The organism is Rhodopirellula baltica SH 1 (assembly GCF_000196115.1).
GTDB classification, from domain to species: domain Bacteria; phylum Planctomycetota; class Planctomycetia; order Pirellulales; family Pirellulaceae; genus Rhodopirellula; species Rhodopirellula baltica.
Window position 1 is genome coordinate 1,588,065 of the sequence record NC_005027.1, and the last position, 22,954, is coordinate 1,611,018.

Annotated in this window: 3 protein-coding genes; 1 reads left to right on the top strand and 2 read right to left on the bottom strand. The window is 56.8% G+C overall.

Annotated features, from left to right (window positions below; translation table 11 throughout):
* Positions 1-18: 18 nt before the first annotated feature.
* Positions 19-18,042: a GEVED domain-containing protein gene (locus RB_RS06105; protein ID WP_011119184.1), complete on the bottom strand. Its 18,024-nt coding sequence runs from the start codon at positions 18,040-18,042 to the stop codon at positions 19-21.
* 457 nt (positions 18,043-18,499) lie between these two features.
* On the opposite strand from RB_RS06105, the gene RB_RS06115 reads away from it, so the two are divergent.
* Entirely contained in the window at positions 18,500-19,036 is a 537-nt protein-coding gene (locus RB_RS06115) for a Spy/CpxP family protein refolding chaperone (RefSeq protein WP_164921604.1), read from the top strand.
* A gap of 266 nt (positions 19,037-19,302) precedes the next feature.
* Here the strand turns inward: RB_RS06115 and dnaE are convergent, their stop codons facing one another.
* Positions 19,303-22,902 (bottom strand): DNA polymerase III subunit alpha, encoded by a 3,600-nt coding sequence (dnaE, locus tag RB_RS06120; protein WP_011119187.1) that lies wholly within the window; start codon positions 22,900-22,902, stop codon positions 19,303-19,305.
* Between the last annotated feature and the right edge of the window lie 52 nt (positions 22,903-22,954).

Consider the following 22,954-nt stretch of genomic DNA (forward strand, 5'->3'; position numbering starts at 1 on the left):
TGGTTTTCTTCGCGACGATTAGTTCATCGACGCGAAGATTGAGTCCAATGCGGAAATTTCCGATTGCTCGGATTGATCCGCCTGATCCCGATCACTTGCCAGGGTTTCCACGACATCGTCGAGGCTGATCACAGCGGCCGAATCGAAGACGCTGGATGCATCCCCAACCGTTTTGGCTGCCGATTCGACCAATGGTTCACCAGCAGGTGCGGACGACCGGGAGTCATCGTCGCTGTGGGAATCGACGTCGCTGGTGGAAGTCGGGTCGAAAGCGATCGTAGCACTGGACGCGAGGACTCCATCAGAGACCGCCGAGTAGACCGAAGAGCTTGTTGACGAAGCGAACAGAGGTTCGCCCGCACCGGTTGGGTCTTGGCCAGGACTGGTCAATTCGTTCAATCGGTTGATGACGTTCAAAGCATCCAATGCGGATACGGTTCCGCTGCCGTTGACATCGGGGTACTGAGGCAACGTGATTCCCGCAGGAATGTTTGCCAGGTTGATATCTCCGTCGGCTGCGTTGATTGCGTTGATGATCAACAGAGCATCAAGCGGTGTGATCGCTCCGCTGTTGTTGACGTCATGGATCAACGATGGGTTTTGGTACGGGTTGTTGTTGATCGTGAACGTGTAGTCCTCGACCTCACCCGATTGAGCCAAACCACCCGATCCGAGGCCCGATTCGTTGGACAAACGGAAACGAGTTTGGATCGGACCCGTCACAGCCGTCGATGGCACGTTGATGTTGACGGTCGTTCCACCGGTTCCGATGACGCGAGCGACACCGGAGCCAATGCTGCCGAAGCGTTCGACTTCGGTTTCATCAAACGTTCCGTCGCCGTTCCAATCGAACCAAGCGTCCAAGTAGAAGGCAGGTGTGACCCCACCCACTGTTGGCGATTGAACATCGATGACGAACTGAGTCGAGAAGCCAGGTCGCATCGCACCCAAAATTGCGACTCCGTCATCGCCATCGGCGTTGGAGTCAGCAGTTCCGCTGCCATTGTCGACGCCACCGGCATCGGCGGTGATTCGATCACCCAGTTGGAATCCTTCCGTGATGACGTGGCGAGGACCATTCTCATTGACAGTGACAGGCGTGCGAGGATCAGCCGCGTCACCAAAGTCGAGCGGGTTGCCCACGAAGATGATGGCTTCGCCGGCGAGCAATTGGTTGCCGACTTCATCGGTGATTCGATCGCTGATCACAGACTGACCGCGAACCAAGGAGGCTCCTTCGATCAGGATGCGTGAGTCAGGTTGTTGAACCACGATGGTGCCAGCTGCGATCTCGCTCGCAAATGCGTCCGAGATGGCTTCGCCGTAGAGAGCAGCGATTCGTTTGACGCCGGTTTGCGACATCGACAGGATATCGATGATTGGCTGGATCGCCGCCAACTTGGTCGCACTGGATTGTTCCAGTCCGGTGACGACTGCACTTCGGACGTCGTCCAAAGGCACGATCACAGGAATCGAAGCGGGTTGACCGGCGAAACCGGATTGCGACAACGATGTGTTGGCCAGGTTCAAGCTGTATTGATCGTCGCCACCGAGGGTCACTCGTCCGCCGCCGATGTTGACAGGGGACAGACCCACGAAGTTGGCCGAGATGGCAGCCACCAAGGCGTTGGCAACTTGATCCGGTGTCGATCCACCGAATCCGCCACCAGGGATCGAAACCGCAACGACAGGATTCCCGTCGGCATCCACGGTGTTGTTGAGGAATCCGTCGAAGTCGAGTTCGAAGGTGACCGCTTGTGCCGTGCCACGCGAAATCGTGAACGTTTGACCGTCGGACAGCTGAGGCGAAACCTGGCCTTCTTCGGTTGGCACGATAAGGCCAAAGCCGAATGAGGTGCCGATTTCGCTGTTGCCTTCGACAATGATCGAGTCGGTCAGCGAGGTGACGGAGATCGGCCCATTGGTTCCCGAGATTCGGAAGTTGCCGGTGGCTCCGGACGTTTCGACGTTCAGTCCCGCGGTGCTGATCGCGGCGAGCAGTTCAGCCGTGATTTGACGGGCGGTTGAATCCGTTCGGATTGCGACGACGACGTCGGCGTTTGCCGCGGCAACACCGTTGGAATCGAATTCGAACGTGAGTTCTTGTTGTCCGTCAAAGATCGAAACTTGTTGACCGTCGAAGTCGTTGACGCCATTCGTCGTGGTGATCAGCAGCGTGACGTCCAACACTTGGTTGGTATGACGCAGGAAGCTGTCGGCTTCGAACGAAACGTAGCTGTTTTCGCTGGCTTCGGTGGTGCCGAGCAACTGCAGACGACCGGTTTCGATCGCCGCGTCGTCAGCGACTTGCATGTGAATCGCAACGAGTTGCAATTCGGTCCCGTTGATGGCACGAGCGAAGATATCGCTGATCTGTTCCGCGGTAGCGGCGGCAGGCAAGCGAACCGGCACGTTTCCATCGGCGACGTTGGCTATCGCTTCGGTGTCGAATTCGAACGTGACTTCGTTGACACCGTCAAAGATCGTCACGAGCTGTCCGTCAATGTTGGACTCGATCAGATTGGTGATCGGATTGACCCGAGTCAACTCGCTCGGCAGGATCGACAGTCCGATGCCGGTGTCGGCTTCGAAGATCTTGTCGCCGACTTGCGTGGTGGCACCATCGGCGTACAGACGGCCCTGTTGGGCTTTCAGAACACCAACTGTGTCACCGGATTGTGTGCTGCCGAGCAATTCGACGGTGTAGGTGGCATTGTTTGGCCACACACCACCGATCGGAGTCAGGCGGATTTTGTTGTCGCCGGGCTCGTAGCTGAATCGATAGTCAACACCCTCGGACAACAACTCGACTTCGTCACTGTCGGAGAAGAATCGACTGACGCGAACCAGTTCGGAACGAACGGTCGAGTCATCGATGCCGACTCCAGGGGCGGCGTCGGCAGGAGCGATTCCGTCGATGAGTTGAATTTCAAATGCATCGTGGATCGTTCCAACGCTGAAGGCTTGACCGGCTAAGTTGAACAGGTCGTCTCCGCGTGGCGATGTGACGACGAAGCGCGGTCCGTCGTTGTCGCCGCGTTCTTCCGCTCCGCGATCGACGAACACGTTGAAGCCCAGGCCGTTTGGCGAGGCAACGTTTGGATCGTCCGTACGAAGCTGACCGTTGAGGTCATAGACAGGAGCAATGATCGGGCTTGGTGGCAAGCCAATCGCACCGCGAACGGTTTCGAGTGACGAGCGATCTTCCAGCGAGCTGATGCCGCTGTCGATCGTTGCCGTGCCGGCTTGTGGGGTGAAGACCAGATTGACCGGATCAACAAAGATTTGTTGGAACGGGCTGATGAACTGAGCGAACAATCCAGTGCTGCCAGCGGTCGCGTTGTTGGCGTTGCGGAAGAACGTGTTGCCACCGATGACCGTCAAGTCACCCGAGACGTCGACGTCGCCAGGAACATTGTTCTGAGGCGATGCAACCGCGATACCGGTTTGGAAGTTGGCAACGATGTTGTTCAAGATCGTCGGAGCAGAGTTCTGCTGGACGACGATGCCTTGGCTGCCAGGAGTGTAGATCTCCCGAGCGATCGTGGAGATCGCACCGATGCCGTCGATGTCGGCACCAGCGGCACCGAAGTCGAACGTGCCCGAACTGGACAAATCGGTCAAACGAACGAAGCCGAATTGATCATTCGGGCCGAAGCCGAACGAGTCGAGGTCGATCGTGTTGTCCGAGCCGAAGATCTGGCCGACCGAGAAGAACGTCACGCCATCACGGCTGATTTCAACCGCGACGCGTTCGGGCGTTCCCGATTCGAAGATGACCAAGTCAGGGGCGGAGGTTCCGTCACCGACCAACAGGTTGTCTTGGAACAGGAACGTCGCTTGTCCGCCCGATCCCAACGAGAACGTGAATTGTCCCGAGGTCGGTTCTGGACCGATTCCGTGGCAATCAGGCGATCCCAAAGCGGCTTCGGAATCGGTGAATTCGGAGCTGACGTCCGGACCGAGCGACAACGTGTCTTGAACAACTGCGTCAGCGAACGAGATGCCGCCTTGGTCGAACAAGATCGATTCGAAGACTTGAGGTCCGAGTTCCGCACCGCTTTCGATCGGTCCACCGACCAACGTGTTGTTGACGATGCGATCGAATCCGACTGGATCTTGTGTCGCCGATCCGTTGCCGTCCAAACCGGTGATGCGAATTCCAGCGTCCGCGTTGAAGGCGATGACGTTGTTTTGAACGACCACGCCTGGGATCAAGTTCTCGGTGTTGAGTTCGATCAGGTTGCGAGCGTAGGTGAGGATCGAAGGCGTCGCGTCACGCAAATCGTCCGAGGTGACTCGAGCGGATGCGTCACGGTTGATGTCGACACCAGCGTTGGAGCTGAACAAGAACCGGTTGTTCTCGATCATGATCACGCCTTGTGATTCGTCGACACGGTTGGTGTCACCACGCAAGTCAGCGATTTCGATGTTCGCGAACGTTGGGCGTCCGGCTGTGTCAGGTCGCAGGCTGAGGTCGCCATACAGGTTAATGCGTGTGTCAGCGTTGACCAAAGCATTTGGTGAGCTGGCACTGGCCGGTGGCACGGTTCCGTTGGAACGAGCCGCACTGCCATCGATCACAGCTTGGACTTGGTTGGAGTTGATCAAGCGAATGATTTCGTTGGCAACTTCAGCAGCCGATGCGGTGCGAGGCAATCGCACAACGACTCGATTGTCGTCGTTGACAAATCCATCGCTGGCACCGAAGTCATTTAAGATATCGAATTCGAATGTCAATCGCGTGTTGGCGTCGGCCAGCGTGAACGTTGCTCCGTCCTGGATTTCCGAGGCGGGCAGGGCGGTCAGTGTGATGCCGCTGCTGAGCCGTTCGTTGGTATCGAAGGTGCGGAAGCGAGCGTCGAAGGCGACCCCGCGAATTTGGATCGGTTCGCCGGAGGTGTCCAGTGCAACCAGTGATCCATCGTCGATGTTGATGCCAAACGGACCGGTGAATCCGGTCAGGTCCAGTGCCGCACCGTTGCCGTCCAAGAACTGGCCGTTCGCATTGGCTTGGACTTGTGATCCATCTGGAGCAACTGCGACTTGCACCGCGGTGCCGTTGGCGTTGCGTTGGACTTGCGGTGTGAAGGCAGGAACTTCGCCGCTGCTGACGTATTCCGATGCGTCGCGAATCTCCAGTTGATAGGAACCCGAAACGGTCGGCTGAGTCGGTTGGGCCGGAGTGGTCAAGTTGACCGACTGATCCAAGACGAAGTCTTCGTTGGCACCGATCGGGTTGGCCGCACTGACCATTTCGCCGCGTTCGGCGAACCCGATGATGATGTCGTCGATGAACGCTCCGTTGGATTCGTTGTCGGCGGCAGCACCACGGCCGTTGGCTCCGAAGCGATCCCCGTACCGTTGTGCGGTGGATGCAAACGGTCCGGAATCGTTGATCGTGAGGTTTGGCAGGCGAACGGCGGAACCGACCAATGGAATCAACGTCTCGTTGCCATCGGTGAATCGGTTTGCCAAAGCTTGGCGAAGTGCCGCAGCGACTTCTTGCGAAGTGGCAGATTGGCTGATTCGAATCGGAATGCCCGGCAATGCGTTTTGCGAACCAACACGCAGTCCACTTCCGGTCGAGACGGAAACCGAACCGACGCCGTTGAACTCAACCACGGAGGAGTTCGCTCGAACGTCCAGTTGTGGGTTGATCGAAACGGTGACGTCGTAGCCACCGACTTGAGCTGCGTTGGTCGTTCCCGAAACGCGAGGATCGTAATCGCCGTTTTCAGGTCCGCTGATGCCGATGTAGATCACGCCATCCGATGGTGCCGTGACGGAAACGGTTCCGTTAGCTGCATTTTCGACCGCGAGCAAACCACCGGTGGGGCTTCGTAGTTCGACGCCGGTCGAATCGAAGAACCGAACGTTCAGATCAATGCCAGGGTTGTCGGCAAGAGTGCTGACGGTGATCGTCGTTCCAGCAGCCACTTCGACGCTGGACAAGTCCACGTCGCCGAGGTTGGTTACACCGGTTGTTGTGACGGTACCAAGCGTTCCGCGACCGGAGACTTGGGTGTTGCCATCAACATATGGAAGTGGTGTCGCTTGGAAGAGCAGGTCATTGCGACCAACAGCGCCGGCTGGGTTTGGGTTTCCAAATGGATCGACTGGATCAGATGCGTCACTGAAGTCGAAGTTGTCGACGGTGGTGAACTGAGGCGATTGAACGCCGGTGTTCTGCTCGACGACGGCTTGCAGTTCCGCACCGATGTCCGATCGAGCGAAGTCAGCAATCGCGACGGAAACTTGACCGGTTTGAATCGATCGCGTTCCATCGTTGAGGACGTATTCGACGCCATCGATTTCAACAACGAAGGTTTCCGATGCGTCGCTGTACAGTGCGGAGAGTTGGTTGCCGGTTGGGACAAGTTGATCGTAGTCGACCGTACCGTCGGTTTCGCCGATGACAGCGGACAGAACCCGAGCCACGTCTTCTTGTGACAGGTCGACAACTTGATCGACATCTGGATCGGCGTCGTCGAAAGTTTGGTAGACCGCCAAAATGTCGATCGGTACCAAAGCGGTTCCCGCGATTTGTGCGGTGGCATCAGCGGTGTCACGGAAACCATCGTCCAACAGGAATTCAGTCCCGTTGAGGAAGACGGTTCGGAATTCATCAGGATTGTTCTGATAGAAGACAGCAAGTTCGGCACCTGATGGAACCAAACGTTGAACGTTGACGCTTGTGTCGAACGTCGTGCTGACGGCCGCGGCGATCTCGGCAGCAGTCAATGTAGCCAGTGCGGTCGGTTGACCGTTGGTCACATCGATTTCAATTTGGCCGGCCGAAACGGCACGGGTACCGTCGGTCAAGATATACTCTTGGCCGTCGACGGTGAACGTGGCTTCGGCGGTCGGTCCGCTGTTGAATAGTTGCGACAGTTGTGCTCCCGATGGGAACGCAATGGTTGGCGACAGATCGATCGAGAACAGTTGTCCGCCGATTGTGAATGTTTCGCCATCGGTCAACCCGCTGGCGGCAACGGTTCGGATTTCTGCCGTGTTTGTTGCGGTGGTACCTGCGGTTGCAAATTCAATTCGCAAGGCGAGGTTGCTTTGACCGGCGAACTCGTTCAGCGGCACGCGAGCTTGACGCCAATTGCCGGTGTTGTCGAACAACTGTTGAACGTCAACGTCAATGTCGTCGTCGTAGATGCCAGTTTGAGCCGGGTCATCGAACTCATCGTCGAAGCTGAAGTTGCCACGCGATTCGTTGTTGGTCGCGACCAAGTGCTCGACACCGAACTGATCGATGACGTAAACACGCAGGGTGTCACGGTCTTCAGCGAACAAGTCGTCGTCGTTGTCGGTTTGCGTGTCGTCGTCAACTCCGTCCGTTTCCAGGAAGTAGTTGAAGTACATCGTTGGCAAGTCGGCCGACGCGTACCCTTCCAAGCTGAACGCGTTGGATTGAACGATACCCTTGGCACCACCAGGAAGGTTGTAAGTGCTTTGGACGCTCTGGCCGTCCTGACGAACGTTTTCGTTGACGGTGTTCAGGTTCTGAACCGGAGCTTCACCGAAGTTGTAGTTGCCGTTGAAGGCACCCGCGGTGTAGTTGAACTGCAACGAGTTGCCGCCGGTATAGCCGACGCGAGTGTCGCTGAACGTTTGGTTGTAACCGTGTCCGGCGTCATCGGCACGAGCACCGGCAACGTGCCAGAGGTTGTAATCGAGGGTGCTGAAGTCCAGACCCAAGGCACCAAAGATGCCGGTTTCGATGAAGTTGCGTCCGCCAGCAAAGATTGGTTGAAGTTCGCCCAGCGTATTGAACGCATAGATGCGGCCGTTGCTGGTCGTCCCGAACAAGATGTCGCTGTACGCACCGTCTTCGACGCTGTTTGGTCCGGCACGCAGACCGGTGAAGTTCAATCCGATCAGGTCGGTCGCGGTGGAGACATAGTTTCCAACAAAGCGGCTGCCCGTTCCATTGAGCTGAGCACTCGGTACGAAGTACAGACCACCATTGTCGCTGACGCCATACAGAGAGTTGCCGACAAGCTCGACACCGGTGATCGTTCCGCCGTTTGGCGACCCACCAGCACGAATGGCTCCGGTCACGCTGCTGACGTTGGCAATTGCACCGGTGATGGCCAGTGAGTTGCCTTGAGGCGTTGCGGTGACGGTCGGCAAAGCACCGCCCGTGTTGGCCGCTTGAACCGCTTGCGAGATGCGGAAAGCAATCGTTTCGGCGGTGTCGGTCGGCAACAGGGTGACGGCAATGTTGCCGGCGGTAACGTTGTTGTTTCCGACCAATGCAATTCCGTCAGCAGGCGTCGCACCAGGACCGGTCAACTGAACGTTGGTTGCGGTTGGCAGTGCCAGTTGAGTTCCCTTGGCCGAAACCGGAATGCCTTGTTGGCGAATCACTGACGCCAAGTTGTCGATGAAGACAACCGCGTCGGATGTCCGATCCAGTTGGACTCGGATGTTACCCGGTGGAATCGCGGCGGTGGAGTCGGTGATCTGGAACGTCACGGGTGCGTTGCCGGGTGTTTCGACCGTCAACAGAGTGTTGTTCAGGATGCTGGCAGGATCCAACGTCGTGTCCGTCGCGATTGGAATCGCGGCGTTCGGCAATGTTGCTCCGGTCAGGGCATCGGCTGGCGATGCAGCCAAAATGGTGAAGCCCTGGTTCAGTTCGAACGTTTCGGTTTCGGTACCGTTGGTCAAGCTGAACGTGTCACCGTCGAACAAACGAGCCACGGGCAATCCGTTGGCGTTGTTGGCCGTCGCGTTGGCGATGCCCAATTGGGTGTCTTGGTTACCGATTGGAATCGACGTGTCGATCGCACCGATTTCGCGGCGGTCGGTACCTGCACCGGAACCGGCCAATGTGAGATCGAATACCGGACCGGTCGCTTCGCCTGTTTCCTCGTTGAAGGCATACAGGATGTTCTGGGTGTAGGTCAGGCCTTGTTGTGCAGTTGGACGATTGCCGATGAAGAAACCAGTCTCGGTACCGAACCGTGCTCGGATGGTGATGCCTTCGACTTCGATTCCGTCGTCGCTGGCCTGATCCAGAATTTGCTGCGCCGGTGGGGCTTCGACGTTCAGATCATGGAACGTTTCAATCCCTGCACCAACACTGAGCGGTGCACTGAGCTGACCGGTGGCGGTGTCAATTCGGTTGTAGGTCCACGTGGTGTCGCCGGCGGGACGGTCGTCGTACCCGGTGTAGGCAAACAGTTCGCCGTTGGCAGTGAATGCAATGTCGCGAATTTCGTCGCCGAAGTTACCGATCGTGCCGTAGTTTTCGCCCGTGAATGGGTTGACCACGAACAGAGTCGTCCCTGTGTTGACGTACAAGACGACGTCGTCGAGCGAGTAGTCGAGGATCGAGTTGTCATCGAACAAGACCGGTTGGACTGGAGTCGTTGCCGTTCCTGGGTAGAAGAAGCTCGAGTTCGAGAAGTTTTCCTCCGCGATGCGTCGGATCGAATCGACAGGTTCCAATCGCAACAACGGGTTGGCGGTGTCACGGTTGGTGAATTGATCCAACACAGCAGGTTGACGTGATTGGTTCGAAATCGCGACGTAGTAGGTGCCTTCGGGCAGTTCAGCCGAGCCGATGTATGGGTCAGCGGTTCCGAACGATCCGCGTGATAGATCCGATGGGTCGAAACCTGCACCAGCGGACGACTGATCGTCGGCAACATTGCTGTCACCACCGATGAGTACCAACTCACCCAAAGCGTTGAAGACATAGAGTGCGGTATCGGCACGAGCCAGACCATCGGAGTAGTCGAGGTCGAACACGGTTGCCAAGTACAACGCCGCGTCATCCCGCGTCAGTTGCTTGTAGTCGATTTCGAATTCGTACCAGTCGACGTCGCCGCCGTCAGTCAACGATCCCGAGATGTTCTTCGACAGGCTGTCGCTGGACAATGGACCCGCAGCGTTTTCGAGGTCGATGTCGACTCGATCGACGCCACCGGAATCACGGTTCAGAACGATGCTGCCATCGGCCAAGGTCGTGATCGTTCCGTCGGAGGTGTACTGTCCGTCGTAAAGACCCAAACGTTGTGCGTCGGCAAACGTGTTGTTAGGTGATTCCGTTTCGAAATCATCGCCGGCCAGCGGGCTGTGCATCGGACCACCGATGACTTGGACACCATTGGTCGCGAAACGAACGTCGCTGTAGCGAACCTGGGTTCCCGCGAACACGTCGTCTTCGCCCAAGCGGATTTGCAGCTGGTAGCTACCAGTCGTACGGCCTTTGCCCAGCGAATCGCCACTGGTCAAGAATCCGCCACCATCAGGCAGTGTGACCGATTCCGCGGTGTCGGTCAGTCCGCTGCGAACACGAATGTGATACAGCAAACGTTGTCCCGTCGTGCCCGGCAGGATGATTCGCATGCCGGCATCGCGAGCGTTGGTCGAATAGTTGTCTTGGAACAACGAGTCGTCGGCGGTGGCATCCACCAACGTCGTTCCGAGTCCCAGAACTTGATCGATGTCGTAGCCGTTTAGGCCACCACCACTGCGACGAGCGACTTCAGCACGCAGAGCGGCACGACGTGCGGCTGCGTTAGGATCGGTCGGATCGACGGAGAGTAGTTCTTCAATTTGGCGGGCTTCTTCGAGCGAGTCGTCCGACAGGATCAGCGTGTTGCCGTTGGCATCGATCAGTTCAATGACCGTGTCAAGATTGGAATTCGTTCGGTCGATGTCCAACCAAACTTGCGTGCCAGCCTCTGCGACAAAGGCGTAAACGTCTTCGTCACCACGGCTGCTGATTTCACCTTCGACGATCAATCCGATGCGACGTGATTCGTCGCCGGCTGCGATCGATGGGGCAAGTTCGCCGAGGTACTGCGATGTCGCAGGAGTCGCGTTGGTATCGCTGTTGCCAACGTTGCCTGGTTCATTTTCGCTGGTGATCGATACGTTCGCATCAGACGCTGCTTCGCGAATCGTGATGCCGTCCCACGATCCCGCACCATCGATGCTTTGTGGCAACGTGATACTGGCTGGGTTGGCCGGGTCGAATGGAATCCACTCGACGAACGACGTCAGGCGAGCAGCATCGGTGCCACCGCTGAGTTGCCAAACGTGAGCGGTTTCGATGTCGGCGGGTTGGCCGTTTTGGCTGATTGCCGTCGTGCCGCTGGAGACGCCATCGAAGTTGGCGGATCCGGCAACCGGTCCGAAGGCACCTGGGATGTCGCCGTTGATGTTGGCGGCGATGTCGAAGTTCAGTCCGTTCTGAACGGTGTTCAAACGGTTGAGCAAATCGCCTGCGTCATCGGTCACCCAGCCGCTGTACGAAGCGTTGAATTGGTTGATCGAATCGTTTTCGTAGACACCACCGTGAGTGAACCCAACGCGAGCGGTTTCGTTCAACGTCATCAAGCGGAAATCAGCTTGGCCGGGCGTTCCGATTTGATAGAGAACATCAGCATCGTCGGCGGTGACACCTTGATCGAGGTAGCTGATGACTCGAATCGCACCGATGTTACCGGCAGTGAAGTTTGCACCGTCGACGGTTTCGAAGTCGAGCTTGGTGTAGGCAACCGCGCGGTTGTTGACGATGAACGTTTCCGCGGTGAAACGAATCTCACGGCCGAACGCAGTGAAGACTCCGCTGCTGCGAACTCGGTCTGGGCCAACCAAAATTGGGTTCGGGTTGTCGTTTGGTCCAAACGCATTGATCAATGGAATGCGTGTGCGTGTTCCAAAGTCGTTGGTGACTTCGATGAAAGTCGTGTACAGGAACGCGTAGTTTTGCTGAGCCAGCAAAGCACCGCCGTTGTTCTGGTCGATTCCAGTGACGACGACGTTTTGCAGTTCACCAGCACCCAAGACAGTTGTGCTCAAGTAACCAGGCGAGTTTGGATCGATGTCGTTGTCGATGGTCGTGCCATTGTCGACTTCGGTTCGATCGGTGCGATCGTACTCTTGCCCCAGTGGCAACAACGCAGGCGTTTCTTGTCCACCACCGGTGTCACTGGTCAAAATCGAAATCGGGTTGCCATCGGCATCGACTCGAACGCCGTTGTTGTCAGTGTCGATGTTCGCACGGCCGTCTGGCGTGAAGCCAGCACCAACGGTGTCGTCAAGCAAACTGGTCAAGACAACAGGGAAGTCCGGTTGGCCAACGATCTGCAAACTGCCACCGATGCGATCGGCGATGTCCAGCATCTCGTTTTCTGCCGTCAACAGTGTGCCACCGGCGACAATGCCCGCTTGGCGACGCAGCAAGACGTCTTCGACATCGAGATCTTGGTTTTGGAATTTGACGACCAAGGATCCACGAGCGTCGCTTTCCAAACGCAACCCACCGTAGATGTGTTGGTTCGGGATTTCGATCATGTCGCGAACGATGTGAACGATGTCGGTATCGTCCCAAACAACTTCGGTTGCGACGGTGCCACCGCGAACTTCCAAACCGTTCAGTCCGGCGGTGATGATGCCCGCGGCAACGTCGTCATCCGAAACGGTTGCCGAATCAATCGCGTTGCCCGCGATCAGTGGACCGCTGTTTCCTGAAATCTCATAGCGATTTAGGCTGTCTTCGAGCGAAGAGCCGGTTCCGAAATCACGCGACGCGGTCGAGCGACCTGGGTCGGTGACTTCTTGCCATGAGAAACTGTTCACGTCGAAGCTCATCGCCGGACCACTGCCGTCGACGAATTCGTTGTTCACAACCACTGGTTGAGCACCACGGACGAAGACCGTGCCGCTGGCGTTGTTGACGCGACCGACCCGTTGTTCGCGTGGGTCTTCAGGGTTGTTGGTGTTGTTGCCGCTGTCGTTCAAGAAGCCACGTCCATCGGCGTTGCTTTCGAATCGCGAATTGGCGACTCGCAGACCGCTTTGGTGAACTTCCAAAACGTTGAAGCTGGCAAAGCCACCTTCGATTCGCGATGTTCCACCGCCACCGGCCAAAACGGCATGGTCAAACGATGCGTCCGCACCGAAGGCCAGGTAAACGCCGGACCAGTCGCCGGGCGTCAATTCGTTTTGCCCGTCGTTAGTTCCTTGAGCGATGTTGTTGGTGTTGAACGCTCCGCCGGTTCCATACCGAGCATCGTTCAGGCTGGTCAGGATGATCGGTTCTTTCGCTGTGCCTTCCGCGTACAAGTGCGATCCGAAGGTCACGTCGATGCGTGCACCATCCAGTTTGACGATCATGCCTGGATCGATCACCAAACTTGGGTCCAGACGACCGGCACGGGCTTGCAATGGAGCCGTGACGGTGAGCAGATCCAAACGATCGGTGCCGATCGATGCAGCATCGGTGAAGGATGTTTGCGTCGCGTTGAGAACGCTGACTTGACGATATTCGCCCACCGTTCCATTGCTGGATACTTCCGCACGGTAAACGATTCGCGATGCAAAACCGCTGCCGGCTGGAGCGGCGGGAATTCCGGAAACGCTGATCGAACCTTCGTCGATCATTTCGATGATTTGCGATTCGCTGCTTGGTCCCACTTCGGTTCCGTCGGCGGTTGCGAAGGTGAACCGATACACGTATCGACCTGGCTCGACCATTCCCGTTCCGCCACCGGCAGGGTTCGGGATCGAGCTGGTTTGAATCGTGCTGCTGGCTCTCGCCAACAACGTGCCCGCGATGATGCTTGGGTTCAGCAGATTGCTGCCTTCGGCCGTCGAGTCGCGGTACGACGAATCGCTAGTGTTCAAACGTGCGACCAAGCGGAATTCGCCAGGGTTTCCGTTGGCGTCAACAGTCGCTCGATACAGACGACGACCGGAGAAATCGCTGGATGCCGAAACGGTTGGAAGACCTGACAACTGAACCGAACCGTTCGCACCAACCGTGACCGCGGTGGTGTTGTCGCTTGGTGTCGATTCGAAGCCGTTTTGGTCAACGAATGTCATGCGGTAGACATAGTTGCCCGCGGCCAATCCATCAGCGGTCGCTGGAGTGGACGTTGCAGCGGTGCGAACCAACAGAACGCTCGGGGCTTCGTTGGCGGCATTGACGCCACCAGGATTGCCCTCAATCAACAAGTTCTCGGTCAGCACGTGAACAATGTCGGTGTCATCGAACCGAGCGTTGACCTCGAGCGATTGGAGATCGCCGCCGGTTGGTGTCAGCAGACGAATTTGCAACCCGTTGATCGAGTTGTTCGTCAGCACGTTGCCGCGGATGTGAGGTCCAACGCGAGTGACGTCGCTGGTGAAGTACGAAGGAGTCGACGCTCCAGGAGCAACCTGGTTTTGATATTGCGATTCGTCGAATCGTGTTTCTGCGAATGTGTTCGGCGTGGCTGCAATCGCGGCTTGGGCCGAGTTTCGAATCTGGTTGTTCAGAATCGTCGCGCGGACATCGGCAAGCTCGATTGGTGAGATCGTCAGCGTTTGGCCATCGACCGAAACCTGACCACCACCATGCTGGATGTCGGCGTATTGGATGTGGTTGAGGAAGACGGCGTTGTCTTCCATGTTGATCTTGCTGTCGTCGGCGTAGTCGATGTCCCCACGCAGATCGATACCGCCCCATGAGCCGACTTGTCCGTTCAATCCGACAAAGCTGACTGCGTCGTAAGGCGTACCCAAAATTTGCAGTGACGAGTTGCTGCGATCGACCGATTCCGAAGTGCTGCCAACGCCAATTCGGCTGCGTGACATTTTGAATTCGGAACCACCGTCGATGACCAACGCGATGTCTTGTGGAACATCGAGGCTGGAACCGTCCTTCAGGGCGTTCCCGAATGCTGAACGTCCAATTTCGTAGCTGCCGCCACCGATCACACGAATTTTAGTGACAGGTGTGCCACCATTGTTCAAACGGAACTCAGCCAAACGGATTGCGTCGTCAATCTCGGCGACTGGTTTGGTTGGCGTTCCCATTGTGACGAACAAGTCAAACTGGTTGACGTCGGTCGTCGTGAAGTTGCGATCGGGGAGGTTGGTGCCCGTGACGCTGTCGACATAAACGACGGCGTCGGGGTTGGTTGGGTTGAACCAGAAATTGAATTCGCCACCGGGTTGTCCGTCCGCATCGCCGTCGAGCGGTTGAGCGGCGGTTCCATTGACTGGTGTGTCGAGCAGGTTGCTGGCAGCAGCCGTTTCGTACGACATGACCAATTCGTAAGTCCCCTCGGTTACACCACCGATTCCGGTGCCGGTGATCACAGGGTTGTACGAGTTGTTGCCAGAAGCACTGACACCGACGACGTAATCGCCAGCTTCCAGGATTTCGATTTCAATCAGCGAATCGTCACTGAAGTAATCATCGTTGGCGGCGATTTCGATGTATTCATCAGCGCCGACTTGCTTGTAGAGCCGAAGGGCCGTGTCCAAAGTGCTTGAGAGGCTTAAACGCTGGGCGACCGTCGAGATCGACAGCTTGCCCGGTTCGGTCAATTCGAATCGGTACAGGTCGATGTCGTTTGCTTCCGGACGGAACAGGTACTGTCCGTTGACAATGTCCGATGGGCTGGGGAACAACGCTTCGTTGTCGTTGCCCAATTGCGACGAGAAGTCGACCACGTCGGGTGACTCTGGGTTCACACCTTCGAGAACCGATCCGGTCGACTGAGTGACAGGTTGTGGCAGGTGATCGGCGTAGCCATAACCGAGCAGTTGTCCAATGCCCAAGAACGCACCGCGGAAGAACTCGCCGCCGGTTTGATCGTCGACGCTGGCGTCGAAGTCCTGCGCATCCATTACCAAAAGTTGACGATCACCGATCGAAGCAGCATTTGGATCGACGCCGAGGAAAGTCTGGCCATTGATGTCCAGCGGACGCGTGTCCAACGTCACACCGCCAACGGCACTGTTGACGGTTAGGTTGTCGTCAACGCTGCCGTAAAGCTCACCCAACGTGATGCTCAACAGCGGACTGCCTGATGGAATGCTGGTGACAGCACCCGATGCGGTGTCGCCGATCTCAACAAACTGAACGCCCAAGTATTCGCTGAACAGCGACATGACTTCGCGAACGCGTTGCTTTTGTTCCGCGGTGATTTGGTTGATGTAAGTCTTGTCGAGATCCAAACCGCTGCTGCTCGGATCGTCGCCCAACCAACTGGTCGGGAAGTTGTAGTAGGCGGTCGTCACGCCATCGAACGTGTCCGCACCACGGCGCCACACGTCCAAGGGAACGGTGCGTTCCAAGCGGCTCGGGTCGTCTTCGCGAATGTTGCGAACCCCTTGATAATCCGTGCCACCCGGGAAATCGAGTGTGTAGAGCGGATCGTTTGGATTCGGATTGTCGATCTCGCCGCCGGTCAAGCGAACGCTGGCGGTTTGTCCTTGGCCAATTCCGGCCAAGTTGTTGATGACCGCTGCGGTGTCAAAGCTGTCGCCAGCATCGGCCGCCACCGAGACGTTGCCCGGAGTCATGGGCAAGGCGCTGTCGTTGCCGACTTTCAATCGAATCGCGCCCGGAATCTTGGGCAACTGATCAATTGGCATCGGCGGGTTGGTTTGCTGAGTCAGGTCAGGAACTTCCGAGAAGCTGAAGTTACTGTTGCCGTCATTCAGGAAGTCATCAAACGTCAGGCGAACCGCATTGGGTTTGCCAGCGATCGCCGAAATGTTCGTTGGAGTGAAGACATCGTCGTCCGCACCCGTGACCGTGTCCCGAGTGAAGATCAGTTGGAACAACTCGGTTTGGTTGGCCAAGTTGGCGACGTTAACGTCTTCGGTGAAATAAACATCGATCATGTTCAACCGTGGCGTCCGTTGGCCTTGGTTGTCGACATCGATCGGTTCAGGAACCACCGCCAGAACTTGCGGTGGTTTGTTCAGGATGAATGGAACAGCGAAATCAACACCGTCGTTGAACGCTTCGCCAGCGAGGTTTCGCAGAGCGCGGTCGCCAGCACCGAAGATTTCGATTTGGTAGGCGTCATCGGGAAGTGGTTCCGCGAAACGGAAGACGACTTCGTTGGGGTTGCTGCCCAAACCGATGTAACCCGCGTTGACGGGAGTGTCCGTCGCACCGGTCAGTGGCAATGTGCCGGCAAAGCTGCCGATCGATCGGCTGGTGCTTCCGCGCTCTTGAGTCGCGGTGACCAACTCGGCTGCGGTCGGGGTCGTGTTGATCGCATTGATGAACTCGGCCACGGTCGTTGGGCTGGCCGCGTTGCGATTGACTTGAACCGTGATGGTTTTGCCGCTGACGGAAACCAACGGTGCCGTTGGGCCGCCGAAGTCGCGCGACTGAACGATGACCGAGATGCCTTGTCCGCCGACGCCGGATTGATTGGCGACGATTTTGGTGCTGAACGCGTTGCCAAGCCCCAAGTCGGTGAACGTTTGAGCCGCGTTGGCACCCGACAACGTCAGCGAGATTGGGCTGCTGGCTACCGATTGTCCGATCGGCGTTGAGGATGGTCCGCTGACTTGGAAGCCATCGGCGACCGTGTCTCGGTTGAGGTTGCGCTGGGTGGCGTTGTAGTTCTGAAGTGCCAGCGTCAGATCGCGGACCGTCGCCGGACGACTTGGGTTGGAGTTCAGATTCAGACTGAGTGTTTTGTTCTCAGGATCCTGCGTGATGATCACAGGAGCGGTCGTCAGAGGACGCGACGTACCGGTCAGGGTGACGGTCGTTCCATTGCCGCTGACGCCAGCCGCGGAGGCGCGGAACTCGAGCAACACATTCCCGTTCGTGTTGAAGTCCGTCACGGCCGTCGCCGCTTCGAACCCACCGTCTTCACCGGCACGCGTCACGCTGATCGCTAGCGGGTTCTCCGCCGTGCCCAGCGTGCTCGGGTCGATCGACGAATCATCGTCAAAGCGGAACGTCAGCTCATTGGGCGAAACGTTCAGCAGTTCCAAACCGTTGACCGGACGAATCGTGCTGCTGTTATCGATCAGCTCCGAAGCGTTGGGCTGGATGGCAACCAACTCAGGACCAGCCAGCAATTGGCGAGCTTCGAGCGATTGCGACTGAAGGCGTCGTTCCAATTTGGCTCGTTGCGTTTTCCCGCGTCGCGAGTGACCTCCTAACAGGGAGGATCCGCTGCGGCGGCGACGATCATCACGCCGCTTAGCGGCAGATTCGTTGGCATTGTGCATGTTGGAAGAGTTGCCCGGGTTACCGATCGTCATCAGTGTTGGCCTCGTCGTGCCGCTCTTAGCAAACCAATTTGGAGCTGGTCAGCGGCGGAGCAGGATGCGGGGGAAGTAGCGAAAATGGATGCCAAAGTCAGAGAAAAAGCTCGTTTTTGGCAGTTGGGATAAGTTGCAGCGGCTGCGCAATTGGGGCTTGGCCGCGGGGGTCGAGTGTACTTGGGGTGCCTCGCAAAGCAACGAAAAACGCTGTTCTGACAGGGTTTATGTCGCTGCGTGACGGTCATGACGGTCATCCGGTTCAGATGACTTTCACCGGCGATTGGATGCAAAATGAGACCAGAAAGTTCCCGAGCCGAATCTGCAACCAATTCCGGCGTTCGAGATCGCAACTTCCGGTCGGGTTGTGACGGTTTTGCGGAACTTAATCACCCGCACGGGTTTGATGACGGTACATTCTTCACCATCGCCCCCTTCCTCTCCTGGAGATACTTGGATGAAACACTTGATTGCGTTGGCCTTGATTGCTTGTTTGGCTACCACTGCGTCCGCGGACGACAAACCCGAAGGAAAGAAAAAGCGGGCCGGAAATCGGGACGCCGGTGCATGGATGGCCGGGAACGTTGCCAAATTGCTCGAGAAGGTCGAATTGACCGACGAGCAGAAAGAGAAATGGAACGAAGCCAAGAAAAGCTTCACCTCACAAGTCAAGGATCTGCGGGAGGAAGGCCTGACCCCCGAACTGATGAAGAAGCGAAACGACGCTCAGAAAGAAGCTCGGGAAGCCGGTCTGGAGGGCAAGGAAATGGCCGCGAAACTGAACGAAGGCTTTAGTGAAGAAGAGCAGGCCTTGTTCAGCAAGCAACAAAAAGCAGTTCGCTCACTCCGCGCCTCGGTGGCGGGCATGCTGACCCCCGAACAGATGGAAGCGTTGCCAGAACAAGCCCGCAAGCAAATGTCCGCCGCTAAAGAACGCGGTGAGGGCAAAGGCAAGAAACAAGGAAAGGGCAAAGGCAAGAAGAAAGACGCCTGAGTCAGGCTGACCACACGATCAATTCTGACCACGCGGGCTGCTTTCGGCACGCGTGGTTTTTGTTTGGGAATTGGAAAGAGCCTCAGGGACTCAAGGCCACTGGGCCGCAAGTGAATGGCACTTACTTTACGGATTCGCCCTCCCCCTGGGAGGGTCGAGCGAAGCGAGGGGAGGGCTACACACCGGGTTTTAGGTTCGCCCTCCCCGGCCCGAAGCGGGCCGACCCTCCCTGAGGGAGGGTGAAGCAAGAGCCATTCGGCCGCAGGTCAACGTTTCGGTTTGCTCATCAGCAGTTTGTAGTGGCCGGTCCCGAGCAGATCGTCCAGGCGTTCGCGAAGCTGCGGCGTGATGTCGACTCGGAACTTGTCGGCTTTGAAGTGCACCGTCTCTCCTTCGCACAATTGCATTGCCAACAACAAATCTTTGTTGCCCGGGTAGCCGCGAACAATTTCGCGAACGTTGGACACCGTCTTTTCGTCGTGCTCGGCTTCGTCCAAACGGATCCGGATCCCGTGCGTGTAGCGTGAATCCAGTTCGTCCAGCGGCGTCAATTCGTCGATGATCAAGTTGATTTCATCGCCGCCTCCGCGACGGTCAACCTTGGCTTTGGCCAACACCACGGCATCGGGTTGAATTCGTTCACCACAAACCGCGAACCCCTTTGGCCAACAAATGCAGCGGACGCTGCCGGCCATGTCTTCCAAATCAAAGTTGGCGTACTTGCTGGGTGCACCCGGTTTTGGGTTTTTGGTGTGAGCGATTTTGATGCTGCTGATCATCCCACCCACGATGACCTCGTCGCGGTCTTTGCAATCCGCCATGGACTCGGTGGTGTGCGTGCGGAACGTCGCCAGCTTGTTTTCAAACTCGGCGAGCGGATGACTGTCCAGATAGAACCCGAGGACTTCCTTTTCAGCCAACAACTTTTCGCGATCGGGCCATTCTTCGATGTCGGGCAATGGAACCGCGGCGCTGGACTCGCCGTTGGAATCAGCGTCAACTTCTTCATCGAATGCATCGAAGAAGCTGGCTTGGCCGGTCTTCTTGTCAGCTTGAACCTTGGCTCCCGCTTGCATGGCACGTTCCAGCACGGACGCCAATTGGCTGCGTTTCGCGCCAAAGCAATCAAATGCGCCGGCCTTGATCAATGTTTCGATCGAACTGCGGTTACAGTCGTGCGGATCAACTCGTTCGCAGAAATCGAAGATGTCTTTGAATGGACCGTTCTTCTTGCGTTCCTCTTCGATACTGATTGCCGTGGATCCACCACAAGCTTTGATCGCCGACAGTGCAAACGGGATCTTGCCGTCCAGCACGCCGAAGTCAGCGTCGGATTGATTGACATTGGGAGGCAGAACCTCGATGTCCATCCGATCGCAATCTTCCATGTGCTCGACGAGCGCGTCCTTGCGTTTGAAGTTCCGCCCCGAGATGTCGCTGGACAGCAACGCTGCCATGAACTCCACGGGGTAGTGGGCTTTCAAATACGCCGTTTGGTACGCAACCAAAGCGTACGCGGTCGAGTGCGATTTGTTGAAACCGTAACCGGCAAACTTGACGATCAGGTTCCAAATATCCTCGGCGTCCTTTTCCGCCAAACCGTTCTTGATCGAACCGGCGATGAAAACATCGTGGTTGGCATCGATCAGTGCCTGCTTTTTTTTACTAATTGCCTTAATACACGTGTACGCTTTGGCCAGCGGCACGTCACCGAGGCGGTTGAGAATCCGCATCACCTGCTCTTGGTAGACCATGATCGAGTTGGTCTCTTCCAAGATCTCTTTCAAGACCGGGTGCTTGTACTCCGGTTGCTGCCGCCCGTGCTTGATGTTGACGTAGTCATCGACCATCCCGCCCTCGAGCGGACCGGGACGATACAACGCCGCCGTCGCGATGATGTCGTTGAACGTGTCGGGCTTCATCCGCTGAAGCAAATCGCGAATACCGCCGGACTCAAGCTGAAAGACACCCTTGGTTTCGCCGCGTTGCAGCAAGGCGTAGGAAGGTTTGTCATCCAGCGGAAACTTCAGTGGATCGATGGTGGTGCCGGTCGTTTGCTCGACCAACTTCACCGTTCGTGAAAGGATCGTCAGGTTGCGAAGACCAAGAAAGTCCATCTTCAGCAAACCGGACGCTTCCACGTCGACCATCGCCCACTGCGTGATCACATCCTGCTTTCCGGGGACGCGGCCAAGCGGCACGTATTCGGTCAACGGTTTGTCGGCGATCACAACGGCGGCGGCGTGTGTACCGACGTTGCGAGCCAAGCCTTCGATCTTCATCGCCAGATCGAGCAGCTCGCGGATTTCCGGGTCGCCGTCGTAGATCATCTTCAGGTCGGCGCTCTTCTCGAGCGACTTCGCGATGGTGATCTTCAGCTCATCGGGCACCAATTCCGTGATTTGATTGACACGCGATAGCGGAATGCCAAGTGCGCGACCGGTGTCCTTGATCGCGGCCTTTGCCGCAAGCGTTCCAAACGTCCCGATCTGGCAGACCATCTCGCTGCCGTAACGTTCTTTCACATAGTCGATGACCTCGATCCGACGTTCTTTTTCGAAGTCGATATCGATATCGGGTGGCTCGGTTCGCGATTCATCGAGGAATCGTTCAAACAGCAAGTCATATCGCAGCGGACAAACGTGCGACATGTAAAGCGCATAACACACGATCGCCCCGACCCCGGAACCCCGAGCCGTGGCGCTGATACCGATGTCACGAGCGTGGTTGACGAAATCCCAAACGATCAGGAAGTACGTTGGGTAACCGAGCTTCTCGATCACGTCCAATTCGCGGTCCAGACGAGCCATCACTTCGTCGGATAGCTTCCCATCGATGATTCGCTCGTCGTCGCCTTCGTATCGCTCCATCAATCCCTGCTCGCAAAGCTTCCGCAGGTAATCCAGCGGCGTCAGCTCGTCGGGGCAGGGGAAGCTCGGGAAGAAGTACTTGTTGAACTCCAGCTGAATGTCGACCGTGTCGGCGATCTCTTGGCTGCGACCGACCGCGTCTTCCAATCCCGGGAACTTCTCGTACATCTGTTGCGGACTGCGAAGAAAGAACTGATCGTTCTCCATCTTCATCCGCGTGTTGTCGGTTCGGAATCGACCGGTGTTGATGCACAACATGATGTCTTGTGCTTCCGCGTCCTCTTGATTGACGTAGTGGCAATCGCTTGTCGCAACCAACGGCAATCCCATCTTGTTGGCGATGTCGACGGCACCTTCGAGCTGGGTTCGCTGGATGTCGACGTCGTTGTTCATGATCTCGATGAAGTAACGATCGCCGAAGACCTTGTGGAACCAACCCGCAATCTTCTTGGCTTCTTCTTCGTGCTCTTTGGTTTGAATCCCTTTCAGAATCGCGCGGCTGAATTCGCTGCTGACGCATCCGGACAAGCACACGATGCCTTCGTTGTACTTCTCAAGAATTTCTTTATCGATTCGCGGCTTGAAGTAAAAACCTTCGAGCGACGCGGCCGACGCCAGCTTGATCAGGTTCTTGAACCCGGTTCGGTTCTGAGCCAACAGTGTCAGGTGATAGCTCGCCGCTTTGCTGCTGCTTGCTCCGCCCTTGTCGAATCGACTTCCCGGAGCGATGTAAGCTTCGTATCCGATGATCGGATTGATGCCAGCGTCTTTTGCCTTGCGATAGAACTCGAGCGCGCCGTGCAGGTTGCCGTGGTCGGTCAGTGCCAGCGCATTCATTCCATGATCAACGGCTCGCTTGACCAATTTTCCAATGTCACCGGCTCCATCGAGCAGGCTGTAGTGGCTGTGACAGTGGAGGTGAACAAACGGTTTGGTTTCGGGAATTTCCGTCGCCGCTTCAATGTTCATTTCGGGAGCGATGATCGTATCCGACATTCAGCAAAATCCTTTTCGAGGGTGCGCGTCAGCCAACGTTTGTACCCGCTGA

Bases quoted from the DNA above. Each gene is read 5' to 3' on its own strand.
- RB_RS06105 (WP_011119184.1), bottom strand. From the start codon at position 18,042: ATGACGATCGGTAACCCGGGCAACTCTTCCAACATGCACAATGCCAAC.
- RB_RS06115 (WP_164921604.1), top strand. From the start codon at position 18,500: ATGAAACACTTGATTGCGTTGGCCTTGATTGCTTGTTTGGCTACCACT.
- dnaE (WP_011119187.1), bottom strand. From the start codon at position 22,902: ATGTCGGATACGATCATCGCTCCCGAAATGAACATTGAAGCGGCGACG.